Below are 13,407 nucleotides of genomic sequence, written 5' to 3' on the forward strand. Positions count from 1 at the left end.
CTCGGGCCCGGTCGATCACACGGACACGCCGTCCGAGACACCGCCGGCCCCCGCGAACGGGCCGGCGGCGCGCCGCGGCGCAGGCCGATCTCCCCACTCCGTCCAGCACCAGGGACCCTTCATGGACAGCATCATCCAGGGCATCGCCAGCTTCCAGGGCAGCGTCTTCCCCGGCCAGCGGCAGATGTACCAGCAGCTGGTGCGCGACGGTCAGCACCCGAGCGCGCTGATCATCGCCTGCGCGGATTCCCGCGTCGCCCCCGAGCACATCACCCGGGCGGGGCCGGGCGACCTGTTCGTCTGCCGCAACGCCGGCAACATCGTGCCCCCGGCCTCCGACGTGATCGGCGGCGTCTCCTCGGCGATTGAGTACGCCGTGGTGGCGCTGGGCGTGCGCGACATCGTGGTCTGCGGCCATTCCGATTGCGGCGCCATGAAGGGGCTGATGAACCGGGACCTGCTCAAGCGGATGCCCAGCGTCGCGGCCTGGCTGCGCCACGCCGAGGCCGCCGAGCGGATCGTCTGCGAGGCCTATCCCGAGGGGATGGACGCGCAGGCCCGCCACCACGCCCTGGCGCTGGAGAACGTGGTGGTCCAGCTCGCCAACCTGCGCACCCATCCGAGCGTCGCCGCCGCCCTCGCCAAGGGCTCCCTGCGCCTGCACGGCTGGTTCTTCGAGATCGAGACCGGCGCCCTCCTGGCCTATGACGGCGCGAGCGGTCGCTTCCGGCCGATCGGCGAGGCCGACATCCCGGTGGCGCAGGACGCCGCCGCCGCTGGCCGCCTGCAGGCCGCCTGACCATGCGCATCCCCTCCGGCCTGACAGCCGCCCTCGCACCGGGGGGAGCCGTCCGCGCGCGCCTCGCCCGGGACCTGCCCGCCTCCGTGGTGGTCTTCCTCGTGGCGCTGCCCCTGTGCATGGGCATCGCCATCGCGTCCGGCGTGCCGCCCGAGCGCGGGCTGATCACCGGCATCGTCGGCGGCATCGTCGTCGGGCTCATCGCGGGCTCGCCGCTCCAGGTCAGCGGACCGGCGGCGGGCCTCGCGGTGATCGTGTACGGCTTCGTGCAGGCGCACGGGCTCGACGCGCTCGGCCCCGTCCTGGTGGCGGCGGGCCTCCTCCAGCTCGCCGCGGGCGCCCTGCGGGTCGGCGGCTGGTTCCGGGCGATCTCGCCGGCCGTGGTGCACGGGATGCTCGCCGGCATCGGCATCCTGATCGTGCTCGCCCAGATCCACGTCCTCACCGACGCCCTCCCCCGGGCGAGCGGCCTCGACAACCTCGTGGCGATCCCGGCGGCGTTCTTCAACTTCGTCAGCGGCGCCGGCGACCGCACCGGCGCCGTCGTGGTGGGCGGGCTCACCATCGCCGCCATGATCGCCTGGGAGCGCCTGCGCCCGGCCCGGCTGCGGCTCCTGCCCGGGGCGCTGGTCGGCGTCCTGGCGGGCAGCCTGGTCGCCGGGCTCGGGGACTTCGCGGTCAAGCGCGTGGTGGTGCCGGAGGCGATCCTCTCCGGCCTCGCCCTGCCGGACGCGGCGGCCTGGGCGCGGCTCGCCGAGGCCGAGATCCTGATCATGGCGCTGGTCATCGCGGTGATCGCCAGCGCCGAGAGCCTGCTCTCGGCCGCCGCGGTCGACCGCATGCACGACGGCCCGCGAACCCGCTTCGACCGGGAGCTCGGCGCGCAGGGGATCGGCAACCTGATCTGCGGGCTCCTCGGCGCCCTGCCGATGACCGGGGTGATCGTGCGCTCCTCGGCCAACGTCCAGGCCGGGGCGGTGAGCCGGGCCGCCACGGTGATGCACGGGACCTGGATCCTGGCCTTCCTGGTCGCCCTGCCCTGGCTGCTGGCCCTGGTGCCGACCGCGAGCCTCGCCGGGATCCTGGTTGTCACCGGCTGGCGGCTGGCGAGCCCCGCCCACGCCCTGCACCTGGGGGCCCGCTACGGCTGGCTCACGGCGGCGATCTGGCTCGCCACGATGGCGACCGTCGTGGCGGTGGACCTGCTCACCGGCGTGCTAACCGGCCTCGCGCTCAGCCTCCTCCAGGCCCTGCCGAGCCTGCGCAAGGGCCGGCTGCGGATCGAGCACGCCGCGGCCCGCGAGGTGCCCGGCGTGCCGGAGCTGCGCCTGTCCGGGGCGGCGACGTTCCTGCAGCTGCCGAGCCTCACGGCGGCGCTGGAGCGCACCCCCACGGGCGGCGAGGTCCGCCTCGCCACCGACAACCTCGCGGCCATCGACCACACCTGCCTGGAGATGATCGGCGACTGGGCGAGCCGGCGCAGCGCCGCCGGGACCCGGGTCGCGGTGGTCGGCGGGTCCGGCGTGCCCCACGACCGCCTCGCCGCCGCGGTGGCGGCGCCGGAGCGGTAGGGCCGCCGCGGCGGGGACGGGGCCCGGACGCGGAGACCCGCGGGCGCCGTCCCCGCCAGCCCCCGCCAGCTTATGCCGGCCCGCGCCGGCACACGCCGGCGGCTCCGAGCCGTGCCCGGTCGCGTCGCACACGGTGCCGAAGGCCGGGACGCCCCGGGTCGGCGGTCCAACGCGTCCCCTCATCCTGAGGTGACGGAGCGCAGCGCAGGCCTCGAAGGCGGCCTCCAGCCAGCCGCGCGATCCCCGGAGCCCTCCTTCGAGGCGGCTGCGCCGCACCTCGGGATGAGGGGGCAGGATGGACTTGAGCAGAACACCGACCCGGCGGGTCTATCGTGTCCCGCACCGAACCGGAATCCACCGCGGCGGAGAGCGCTCCAGCGCTGTCGGCGTGAGACGATTGGCCGTCGCACCGAAGTCGTGAGCCCGCCGACACCGGGCCGGCCGCGCGCGACGCGGTCCGGATGGCCTGCCCCGGCTGAACCGGAATCCTTCCGGAGATGCGCGTCGAGCTCCGGATGGTGAGATAGATTTAAATCTCATCACATCATCATCCGATTATAGGCTATCTTCGGAAAATATTAATCCTGAATGTTTGTGCGCCCTTAACGGCCGGCTGTCACACTGGAGGAGACGGCCGGTCCGAGCGATCGGTCGGCGGAATCGTTCTCGACACGGAGCTTCCCCGATGCTCAAGGTCCTCGCGCTTCCGGCCGCCTGCCTGATCCTGTGCGGAACTGCCATCGCGCAGGACGGGCCCGGACTGGCGCCCTTGAATCCGCCCGACCGCGCGCAGCCGGTCCCGGTGAACGAGCCGGAGCAGACGTCCAGCACCGCACCCACCACCGTGCCCAGCGGCGCCGTCGGGGTGCGCGGCCCGGACGGGGAGCGCGCGGAGGTCGCCGGCCCCGCCCTGCGCGGTTCCGATCCCGCCGCGGCCCGGACCGTCGCCGCCCTGAAGGGGCCCTCCGGCGGGCCGCGGCCCTGGTGCGCGCAGGAGCGCCGGGTCGGAACCGGGGCGGGCTTCTGCCTGATCAATTGAGCCGGCCGCGCCCCTCCCCTCAGGACGCCGCGTAGACCGAGACCTCGTCGAAGATCTCGTCCGCGCCCGGCGCGGAGTCGAGGGAGGCCACGAGCAGGACCAGCACGGCCGCCGCGACGGCGGTCGCGGCGAGCAGGCGCGTGACCATCTCCGCATGCGCCCGCGCGGCGTGGATCACCGCGCAGCCCAGCACGAAGGCCAGGGCCTGGGCCGCCGGCGCGGCGAGGACCGCCGTCATCGGGCCCGCGCCGGGATCCGGTCACCGGAACCCGCCCGGTCCGCACCCGTCTCGACCATCCCGTCGCGCCTCGTCCCGTCGCGCCTCGTCCCGTCGCGCCCCATGCCGTCATGCCCCATGCCGCCGCGCCCTCTGCCGCCGCGCCCTCGTTCGCCCGGGACCGCGCCGCCGTCAGGATGCAGGTTTCGCGGCCCGCGACGACCCCGAAATGGAGGAGGCGCGGGGCCGGGCGCCGTCACGCTTTCGTGACGGGTCCGCTCAGGCCGGCGGCGCGAGCGCGTAGGTCGCCTCGCCGACGCGGCGCAGGGGCCCGTCGGGGCCGGCCCGCTTCCACAGGCGGGTGTTGAGGGCGGCCACGGGATCCCGGCCCGGCACGGTGAAGCCCCGGCCGGCGAGCACCGCCAGGATCTCGGCCGCGTGCAGGGGCCGGCCCGCCTCCGCGAGCGCCGCGCAGGCGGCCCCCACCAGGGCGCGGCCGTAGCGGCGGGCGCCGGCCGCGTCCTCCGCGAAGGGAATGGCCGGCGGGATCGCGCCCAGCGCCCCGGATCCTTCGGCCCTTCCGGTCCCTTCGGCAGACCCGTCGCGAGGTCTTTCTGCAGCGACTTCTGCAGTGTCTTCTGCAGCGTCCTCGACTTGCGGCGCGGAGCGGAGCTCGGCCCGCGGCCGGGCCGGGGCCGCGGGGACCCGGCGCGCCGACGAGACGACGTCGGGCGGCGGGTCGCCCCACCCGGCAGGCGGCCCGTCCGGACCCCGTGGTCGCGGATCGCGGGACGCGCCCGGGGCGATCTTCAGGCGAGTCTCCGGGCGCGTCTCCGTCTCGCCGGCATCGGTCCCGGTGCCGGCGAGACGGCGCCCGAGTTCGAGGTAGAGCACGAGATCGGCGATCTCCCGGTCGAGGGCCTCACGCCGCCGCCGCAGGAGGGCGAGGCGCGCCTCGATCTCGGCTTCCGACAGGCCCACGCGATATTCCCTCCGTACAAAGGGAATGGGTAGCCGCTTTCAGGGCCTGAGGGAAGATGCCGACGAAATGTTCCCTCTCGGAACCCGGAATATTCCATGTTCCCTAGCGGCGGGTCCGCATTCCCTTGGCGGCCGGGCGCGGCGGCACCAGCAGCGCCCCCGGATCGGCCGGGTGCAGGGTCAGGCCGCCGTCGTCGAGCACCAGGGGCAGCCGCGGAAAGACCTCGCGCAGATGCGCCAGATCCGCCTTGAACGCCTGCCGGAAGCTGCGGATCGACGCGTTCTCGGCCCCGAACTGCGCGTGCAGGTTGGCCCAGGTCAGGCGCAGCGGGCGCTGGAGCGACCGCAGCCGGTAGCCGGTCCAGAACAGCAGGTCGAGCTTGCGCGCCGAGCCCGAGAAGGCCCGGGCCGCCCGGACGTCCACCGGCAGGGCGTGGCGGATCAGGGTCTCGTAGAAGTCCGGATCGAAGCGCACGGTGCGCCCGGCCTCGTCGTCGCCCTCCCCGGCCCGGGGGCGCCACAGTTCGAGGCTGCGGAACGGCGGGACGTTGAGGGTGGTGGCGCTGTCGCGCCCGTCCCACAGGCCGATCTGCATGGAGCAGGCGGCGAGCCGGTTCAGCTGCTCCTTGAACTGGCGGATGGTGCCGCGCTCGCCGCCCGTCACCGCGAAGCCCATCTCGCGCATGAAGCCCGACAGGGTCTCGGCGACCTTCACGGTGGGGCTGCGCTGGCGCACCGCCTCGGTGCAGAGGTGGAGCAGGACCAGCCGGGCCTTCGGCCCGTAGGGCAGGCCCTGGGGCGTGAAGGCGCCGGTCGCGGGGTCCTTGATCCGGCCGGCGATGAGGTTGAGCGAGTTGCGCCCGTAGGTGCGGGAGAACTCGCGCACCGGGCCGGGATCGCGGTAGGGCAGGCCGCACAGCGCCAGCACTGAGTGGATGTGCTGCAGGCTCGACGGCAGCGCCGGCTCGCTCTCGATCACCAGCCGGACCGCGTCGCGGCGGCGCTGGTCGCGGGAGAGCCCGGCGCGGCGGACCTCCTCCTCGCCCAGAACCGCCGCCTGCGCGTCCCGCTCGCGCTGGCGGTGCAGGACGTGCTCGACGATCTGGGCGAACAGGAAGCCGCCGCGCGCCGCCTCGACCTCGGCCCGCAGGTCCGGATCGTGGATCCCGGCGATCTTCTCCTCGATGCCCATCGCCCTCGACCCGCGTCGCAGGGGCGCGTCTCCGCCGGCCGGGGGAGGCGCGCCCGACCCTGCCATGCCACGATTCGCCCGTGGGAATCCCAGCCCGGAGCCGGCTTGTCCCGGCAATCCCCGCTTCTCAGGGGCCGCGCAGGGATCACGCAGGGGCCGCGCAGGCGTCGTTCAGAGGCCGTGCCCGCCGGGCCGTGCTGCCGGGGGCGGCGCGCAGACCTGCATACGGGCCGGACCGCCGCGCCCGCCCGACGCAGAGTCCGATACGGTCCCGGCCCGCATTCCGTCCCCGTTATCCACCGGCCCGGGCGCGAATCCGCGCCGAATCCGATACGCGGCCGCGCAGACTCCGATACGGCGCTCCGCCGAACCGGCGCAGAATCGCATGCACGCCCACGCAGAGTTCGATGCGCAGCCACGCAGAGTGGGATACGGGATGATGCCTCAAGTCTCTGGCAGATCAGGAGGAATTGGCACCGCATATAACTTGCCGAACTGACTCTCTGAGAGTCTCTTCTTGATAATCTTCCTAGTGTCGTGGATCCCGTTCTTTCTGACGAACACCAGGTTCTTCGATCGGTCTTGAACAGGGAATGAAGGGAATGAACCGTCCTTGTCCACACCGCTCCGGCCCGACGCCCAACCGCCATCCCCGGCCGGTGCTGTGCCGCCGTGAGGCCGCGGCCCCCGCGGCGCCGGCTTGACGCGGGCCATGCCGCCCGGTTTCTCGGACCGACTCCGCCGGAACCCTCTGAGAAGGCCGCACCGATGCCCCGCTATCCGGACGCGCTCCGATGACGGACCGCCGCAACGACGGACGCCCGCCGGGATCCGGTCCGCCGAAAGCCCGCCCGCCGGGTTTCCGCCGCCCGGGCTTCCGGCCCGGCCACCGCCCCGCCCCCGCCGGGCCCCCTCGGGAGCCCGCCGCCGAGGGGGCCGCCGTGCTGTACGGCTGGCACCCGGTGGTGCAGGCCCTGGGCAACGGCGCGCGCGGCCTGCACCGGCTCCTCGCCACCGAGAACGCGGCCGCCCGGCTGGAGGCCGAGTTCGGCGGAGCCCTGCGGATCGCCCCCGAGCTGGTGCGGCCGAGCGAGATCGGCCGCCTGCTCGGCCCGGACGCGGTCCACCAGGGCCTGTACCTCGAAGCCGAACCCCTGCCCGCCCCCGGCCTCGACGACCTGCCCGCCGACGCGCTCCTGCTGGCGCTGGACCAGATCACCGATCCGCACAATGTCGGGGCGATCGTGCGCACCGCCGCGGCCTTCGGCGTCGCCGGGATCGTCACCACGGCGCGCCACGCGCCGGGCGCCACCGGCGTCCTGGCGAAATCCGCCTCCGGCGGCCTGGAGCACGTGCCGTTCGTGACCGTCCGGAACCTCGCCGAGGCGCTGATCGCCTTGGGCGAGCGGGGCTTCACCCGGGTCGGGCTCGATTCCGACGCGCCCGAGAGCCTCGACGCGCTGACGGTCGCCCGGCCGCTGGTGATCGTCCTGGGGGCGGAGGGCAAGGGCCTGCGCGAGCGCACCCGGGGCTGCTGCGACGTGCTCGCCCGGATCCCGTTCTCGGGGGCGATCCGCAGCCTCAACGTCTCGAACGCGGCCGCCATCACGCTCTACGCGCTCGGCCGGATCCCGGAGAGGCCCTGACGCACCGGACCGGACAGGCTCGAAATCATGTCTTCGCAGACACGGCGTCGCAAATCCGTCTTCGCAGGCATGTCCGGACTCCCGGAACCGGCATTCCGGCCCTGATCCGGCCTAGGCGGTTCATGCAATCTGCCGTAGAATGTGCGACGAGGGGGGCGTAGGCCGAAAGCGTGCGCCTGATGCTGGACGATACCTTTACCTACGGGGGCTGGGCGCTCGGCCTGACCGCCGTGGGCGTGTGGCTGTGGCTCGCGCGGCGGGCCTTCCCGAGCTTCGACGCCTTCGTGCGCGGGTTCGACGACGAGCTCGGCCTGAGCGCCACGGCCGAGGAGCGGGCCCATTGCGCCCGCTGGCACCAGGTCCGTCAGGCCGCCGTGGCCCTGACCGCCGTCGCGGCCCTGTCCCTGTCGATCGGCTTCGCCATCCCCGACTGAGCCGTCCGGTTCCGCCGCCCTGTTCCCGCGGCCGGCGGTGATGTACCGGAGCCGCCGGACCGCGCCGGAACCGTCCGGGCCGCGGAGGACGGGAGTCAGCCTTGCCAGCCGCCGAAACCCCGATCGCGACGCGCCCCGACGGCGCGCGGCCGGCAATCCCCGACATCGCCGCCCGCCTGGAGCGGCTGCCCATGTCGGGCTACCAGCGCAGGATCTTCGCGATCATCGCCTCGGCGTGGCTCGTCGACCAGATCGACGTGGCGCTCCTGACCTTCCTGCTCGGCTCGATCGTGGTGGCGTTCGGCCTGAGCCCCACCGAGGCCGGCCAGCTCGCCGCCATGACCTTCGCGGGCCAGCTCGTGGGCAACATCCTGGCCGGCACCGCCTCGGACCGGTTCGGCCGCAAGGCGGTGTTCCAGGTGACCATGGTGGTCTGGGGCCTGGCGAGCCTCGCGGCGGCGGCGTCCTGGAGCCTGCCCGTGCTGATGGCCTGCCGCTTCCTGATCGGGGTCGGGGTCGGCGGCGAGGCCCCGGTGGCGCAGGCGATGGTCTCGGAGATCGTCCCGGCCTCCGTGCGGGGCAAGTACATCGCCATCATGGAGGGGTTCTGGGCGGTGGGCTACGTCCTGTCGGGGGCGATCAGCTTCTTCGTGCTGCCCTATCTCGGCTGGCGCTGGGCCTTCGTGGTGGTCGGCCTGCTGTCGCTGGTGGTGCTGGCGGTGCGCCGGTCCATGCCGGAATCGCCCCGCTGGCTCGCCGAGGCCGGACGGACCGCGGAGGCCGAGTCGGTGATGGCCGCGATGGAGCGCGCCGTGGAGCAGGCGACCGGCCGTCCCCTGCCCCCGGTGGCGCCGGCCGTGGCCGCGGCGGCGGCGGCCCCCGGGCCGCGGCGCGGCCCCGTCGCGACCCTGTTCGCCCCCGAATACCGGTGGCGCACCGTGATGGCCTTCGGCCTGTGGTTCTTCGCGCTGATCGGCTTCTTCGGGCTCAATTCCTGGATCGCCGTGCTGCTCAAGGAGCGCGGCTTCTCGATCGTCGGCTCGGTGGGCTTCGTGACCCTGATCACGCTCGGCGGCATCCCGGGCTTCGCCACGGCGGCCCTGCTCCTCGAGCGGGCCGGCCGGAAGCCGACCACCGCGCTGTTCCTCGTCTGCGCGGCGGCGGCCGCCTACCTGTACGGCAACGCCGCGGGCGAGACGGCCTTGTTCGTGTCGGGGTTCGTGATGCAGTTCTTCATGTTCGGCATGTGGAGCTGCCTCTACGCCTACACGCCGGAACTGTACCCGACCCGGGCCCGGGCCACCGGCGCCGGCTTCGCCTCGGCCTTCGGGCGGATCGGCGCCATCCTGGGGCCGATGATCGTGCCCGTGCTGGTGCGCGATCACGGCCCGGCCACGGCGTTCCAGGTCGGCGCGGGCGGATTCCTGATCGCCGCCCTGCTGGTGCTGACCCTCGGCGTCGAGACCCGCGGCCGGGTGCTGGAGGCCGTCTCGCACTGAGGCGATCCGGAACCTGACCCGTCAGGGCTCCGCCCTGACGACCCGCCAAAGGGCTCAAGCCCTTTGGAAACCCGACCGATCCGCCGATCACACTGGGGAGTCACAAGAAATGCCCGTCGTGGACATGCGCAGCCGGCCGACCTTCCTGCACCGGTTCTTCGGCGCCGAGCCGGACACGCCGGAATTCGGCGTCGCGCGCTGGCTGAACGCCCGGGTCGGCAGCCGGGAGGTGGAGCACTTCACCCGCGGCGCGACGATCGCGGGTTTTTGCACCGAGATGGACGGGGCCGGCATCGACGTCGCCGTCATGGTCGCCCGCTCGGTCCCGGGGGTGCGGGTCTCGAACGACGCCCTGGCGGAGGCCGCCCGGCACGACCCGAAGCGCCTGATCGGCATCGCCTCGGTCGACCCGGTGAAGCTCGGCCGCAAGGCCGCCCTGGCCGAGGCCCGGCGCGCCGTGACCGAGCTCGGCTTCAAGGGGATCAACCTCGATGCCGGCTTCTACCGCGAGGCCATGGCGGCCGACGACGACCGCCTGATGCCGCTCTACGAGCTGTGCCAGGACCTCAAGGTCCCGGCCTTCGTGATGTCGGGGCCGACCACGCCGGACCTGCGCTTCAACGACCCGCTCGCGGTGGACCGGGTCGCCAAGGCCTTCCCGAAGCTGCCGATCGTCTGCTGCCACGGGTTCTACCCGAACGTGGCCGCCATGGTGACGGTGGCGTTCCGCAACGCCAACGTCTTCGTCTCGCCCGACATGTACACCTTCGCGCCCGGCGGCGGCCTCTACGTGGAGGCGGCGAACGGCTTCATGAGGGACCAGTTCCTGTTCGGCTCCTCGTTCCCGTTCCGCCCCATGGGCCAGGGCGTCGCCGACTTCCGCGGCCTCGGCCTGTCCGAGGAGGCCCTGGAGGCCGCCCTCTGGCGCAACGCCGACCGGCTCCTCGGGCTGGGACTGGCGTAGCGCGACGCGAGTCCCGGTTTCGAAAGGTCGAGACCTTTCGCGGGTGCAGGGCAGAGCCCTGCTGCCGGGCTTTGCCCGGAAGTCGGGGCGCCGCCCCGACACCCCGCCAAAGGGCTTGCCCTTTGGGATCCCCGTCCTCAGGCGGCGCGGACCTGGGCCAGGAAGTGCTCCACCGCGCCGCGCAGGTCGCCCGCCTGCCGGGACAGGTCGCCCGCCGCCTGCAGCACCTGGGCGGAGCCCTGGCTCGCCGTGCCGGCCGCTTGGCCGACCCCCGCCATGTGGCCCGACACGCCGCGCGTGTCCTGCGAGGTCTGCGCGGTGGTCCGGGCGATCTCGGCGGTGGCCGCGCCCTGCTGCTCGACCATGGCGGCGATCTCGGCGCCGATCCGGGCGAGAGTGCGGATCACCTCGGTGATGCCGCCGATGGCGCGGACCGAGGCCTCCGTCGATCCGGTGATCTCCGCGACCTTGGCGGCGATCTCCTCGGTGGCCCGGGCCGTCTGCTCGGCGAGGTGCTTGACCTCGGCGGCCACCACGGCGAAGCCCCGGCCGGCCTCGCCGGCGCGCGCCGCCTCGATCGTGGCGTTGAGCGCCAGCAGGTTGGTCTGCCCGGCGATCTGCGAGATCATCGCGACGATCTCCCCGATGCTGCCCGCCGCCTGGGCGAGGCGGCGCACCTCCCCGGCCATCCCGTCCGCGTCCCGGGTCGCGCCGGCCGCGAGGTCGGCCGAGGCTCCGACCTGCACGCCGATCTCCCGCACCGAGGCGGTGAGTTCCTCGGTGGCCGCCGCCACCGTGTCGGCCGAGCGCGCGGCCGAATCCGCCGACCCGGCCACCGCGCGGCTCAGGTCGGTCGTGTCCTGGGCGGCCCGGGCCATGCCGTGCGCGGAGGCCTCCAGCCGGGTGGCGGCCGCCGAGACCGCCGCGACGATGCCGCCGACCTGGCGCTCGAAGCTGTCGGCGAGGCCCAGGGCGGCATTCCGCTGGGCGGCGCTGGCCTCGGCGGCGAGCCGCTCCTGCGCGAGCCGGGCCACCCGGCGCTCAGCGACGCTGTCGCGGAAGGCCAGCGCGGCGGCGGCGATCGCCCGGACCTCGCGGGGGCCGCCCGACGGGATCGCCGGATCCTCCGTCCCGTCGTTGCGGCCGATCGCGGTCAGCACCCGCGCCATCCGGGTCAGCGGCCGGGCGATCGCCGTGCCGAGCCAGATCGCGAGGCCGGCCGAGAGCGCGAACAGGGCGAGCCCGCCGACGATCCAGAGGGCCAGCATCCGGTCGGTCCGGGCCCGCACGGCGCCGGCGGCGGCCACGAGATCGGCGGTGAGCCGGTCCTCCACCCCCTTCAGGGCGTCGATCCGCTGCGTGGCGAGGCGGAACCAGGCCGGCGCGTCGCGGAAGGCGAGGACCGCCCCCGGCATCGTCGCCTGGGTGGATTCGCGCAGGCGCGCCACCTCCCGGGCCGGCTCGGCGGCCTCCGCGGCGTCGAGCAGGGCCGCCTGCGCCGGCTCGGCTCCGGCCCGGAACAGGCCCGCGTAGGTCGCCTGGTCGGCCGCCAGCGTGGCGAGCCGCCGGGCGGCCGCGAGGTCCAGGCTGCCGGAGGCGAAGGCCGCCGAGGCGGCGGCCCGCTCCTGCCCGGCGGCCTCCTTGAGCGACAGGAACGCCGCGTAGGTGTTCGCCCGCGCGGCGAGGCCGGCCTCGTCGATCACCCCGCCCATCGCCCGCACGAGCCCCAGCCCCTCGCCGATCAGCCCGGTGTAGAAGACGGCCGCCTGCGGCGCGCCCGGGACGAGGGCGTCGATCGTCCGGCGCTGGTCCGCGAGCCCGGCCAGGGCCCGCGCGAAGCCCGTCCCGCGCGCCGCGAAATCCGGGCCGAAGCCCGTGGCGGCCGCCACGGCCTGGGGCAGCCCGGCGAGCGCCGCGTCGGTGCGCCCGCGCTGGGCCGCCAGCTCCGGCCCGAACTGCGCGCCCTTCGCGCCCAGGAACAGGCTGGGCCCCTTGAGGAGAAAAACTTGTAAGATCAGTGGTTTGAGGCTGCGCCTGCGTTCAGCCTTGTACCACCACCCTGTGCCGGCGTCCAACGAGGTTTGCGTTGCAACAGAACTTGCAACCGGCAGCACTCCGAACATACGCACCCCATTATCTGGGACTTTGGAATCGCTCAGCGACAAAAAGCGTTGATGGCGGCGAGAGCGACGGATGAAGCATAGTTGCGGGCGAGCTTGTCGTATCGGGTGGCGGTACGGCGGAGATTGAACCGCTGGCGGAATAGCAGGCTTCAATAAAGTGTTGGCCGGATTGACCCGGCGTATCTCTGTTGCGGAGAACCCGTAATACCTACCGGGCCCAAAGGCCGGCATTGACCCGCCGACGCGATCGGCAAGACCATCCACTCGGCTCAGATCGCTTCTGGAGAGGCCGAGGAGGGAGATGCCCGAGAAGAACGACGCGGCAGCGAGTTTCGGCAATGGAAGGATCATCCCCCGCTCAGAAGTATGCGCTAGAGGGGGTGATTTCTGCCGTTCATCTGGTATCGCGCGAGCGACCGATTTCCCCTACTTGCATCTGGAAGCAGACAGAGCATTTTCGGCGAGGCTTCGTCACGCAGAATCGTCAGCGTGCGCAGGACCGGACGTTCAGCTTCGCGCCCAACCCGGCCGTTCCAGAGGCATCGGCTGTCTCCCGGAAGCGGACGTCGGTTTCCGGGACATGCACGTCCGCTCGCTACGGGGACTGTGTCAGAATACCGGGCGGCATTGAGCGGTGATCGGTGCCGAAGATGGCGATCATCTGCTACAGATCATGAGCTAGGACATGCAGGCTCGTCTCGGCGGCTGCGTTCCTCAGTCGGCGCATCCATTCCTCGGAAAGCCTGACGCGACTCAAACCACACGCAGACCCTCGCTGCGCGTCGCGCTCCTCCCGCTAGGGCTACCACGCCTCGGCACGAGCGCGTCGGGCCTCAAAGCAGCGCGCCATCGGGAGAGACGCCAGCCTCCGCCACTCGACGCCGAGCCAGCCCGTGTCCGACCTCGTTGGCGCAGGGTCGAGGACAAAAGGGGAAAGCCTCT

The 13,407-nt window shown here is 73.3% G+C and carries 11 protein-coding genes and 1 pseudogene; 7 read left to right on the plus strand and 5 right to left on the minus strand.

Annotation, left to right across the window (positions count from 1 at the left end):
• The first annotated feature begins 121 nt into the window (after positions 1-121).
• The 3 genes from ACLBX9_RS11955 to ACLBX9_RS11965 all read left to right on the plus strand — a co-directional run bounded on the left by ACLBX9_RS11955 (position 122) and on the right by ACLBX9_RS11965 (position 3,409).
• On the plus strand, positions 122-799 hold the full coding sequence (locus ACLBX9_RS11955) for a carbonic anhydrase (RefSeq protein ID WP_010687364.1): 678 nt from the start codon (positions 122-124) through the stop codon (positions 797-799).
• Positions 800-801: 2 nt separating this feature from the next.
• Positions 802-2,370 (plus strand): SulP family inorganic anion transporter, encoded by a 1,569-nt coding sequence (locus ACLBX9_RS11960; RefSeq protein WP_447719066.1) that lies wholly within the window; start codon positions 802-804, stop codon positions 2,368-2,370.
• A 685-nt stretch (positions 2,371-3,055) separates the two neighbouring features.
• Positions 3,056-3,409: a hypothetical protein gene (locus ACLBX9_RS11965; RefSeq protein ID WP_010687366.1), complete on the plus strand. Its 354-nt coding sequence runs from the start codon at positions 3,056-3,058 to the stop codon at positions 3,407-3,409.
• A gap of 19 nt (positions 3,410-3,428) precedes the next feature.
• Here the strand turns inward: ACLBX9_RS11965 and ACLBX9_RS11970 are convergent, their stop codons facing one another.
• The 3 genes from ACLBX9_RS11970 to ACLBX9_RS11980 form a co-directional block, all read right to left on the minus strand.
• Entirely contained in the window at positions 3,429-3,647 is a 219-nt protein-coding gene (locus tag ACLBX9_RS11970) for a hypothetical protein (RefSeq protein WP_010687367.1), read from the minus strand.
• Between the two features lie 258 nt (positions 3,648-3,905).
• Positions 3,906-4,607 (minus strand): hypothetical protein, encoded by a 702-nt coding sequence (locus ACLBX9_RS11975; protein ID WP_447719067.1) that lies wholly within the window; start codon positions 4,605-4,607, stop codon positions 3,906-3,908.
• A gap of 103 nt (positions 4,608-4,710) precedes the next feature.
• A complete protein-coding gene (locus tag ACLBX9_RS11980; protein WP_447719068.1) occupies positions 4,711-5,799 on the minus strand; it encodes a replication protein RepA in 1,089 nt (362 codons plus the stop codon).
• 794 nt (positions 5,800-6,593) lie between these two features.
• Here ACLBX9_RS11980 and ACLBX9_RS11985 point away from each other — a divergent pair.
• From ACLBX9_RS11985 to ACLBX9_RS12000, 4 genes are all read left to right on the plus strand, one after another.
• Positions 6,594-7,445 carry a TrmH family RNA methyltransferase gene (locus ACLBX9_RS11985; RefSeq protein WP_447719069.1) on the plus strand — a complete coding sequence of 284 codons (852 nt, stop codon included), beginning with the start codon at positions 6,594-6,596 and terminating at the stop codon, positions 7,443-7,445.
• Between the two features lie 179 nt (positions 7,446-7,624).
• The gene (locus ACLBX9_RS11990) at positions 7,625-7,879 is read left to right on the plus strand and encodes a hypothetical protein (RefSeq protein WP_447719070.1); all 255 of its coding nucleotides are present in this window, start codon (positions 7,625-7,627) and stop codon (positions 7,877-7,879) included.
• A 101-nt stretch (positions 7,880-7,980) separates the two neighbouring features.
• Positions 7,981-9,378 carry an MFS transporter gene (locus ACLBX9_RS11995; protein ID WP_447719071.1) on the plus strand — a complete coding sequence of 466 codons (1,398 nt, stop codon included), beginning with the start codon at positions 7,981-7,983 and terminating at the stop codon, positions 9,376-9,378.
• Between the two features lie 109 nt (positions 9,379-9,487).
• On the plus strand, positions 9,488-10,342 hold the full coding sequence (locus ACLBX9_RS12000) for an amidohydrolase family protein (RefSeq protein WP_447719072.1): 855 nt from the start codon (positions 9,488-9,490) through the stop codon (positions 10,340-10,342).
• 137 nt (positions 10,343-10,479) lie between these two features.
• Here the strand turns inward: ACLBX9_RS12000 and ACLBX9_RS12005 are convergent, their stop codons facing one another.
• Together ACLBX9_RS12005 and ACLBX9_RS12010 are read right to left on the minus strand one after the other, a co-directional pair.
• A complete protein-coding gene (locus ACLBX9_RS12005; RefSeq protein ID WP_447719073.1) occupies positions 10,480-12,417 on the minus strand; it encodes a methyl-accepting chemotaxis protein in 1,938 nt (645 codons plus the stop codon).
• 80 nt (positions 12,418-12,497) lie between these two features.
• Positions 12,498-12,584 (minus strand): annotated as a pseudogene (locus ACLBX9_RS12010) (IS5/IS1182 family transposase); the annotation flags it as partial.
• Between the last annotated feature and the right edge of the window lie 823 nt (positions 12,585-13,407).

Source organism: Methylobacterium sp. A49B (assembly GCF_053346215.1).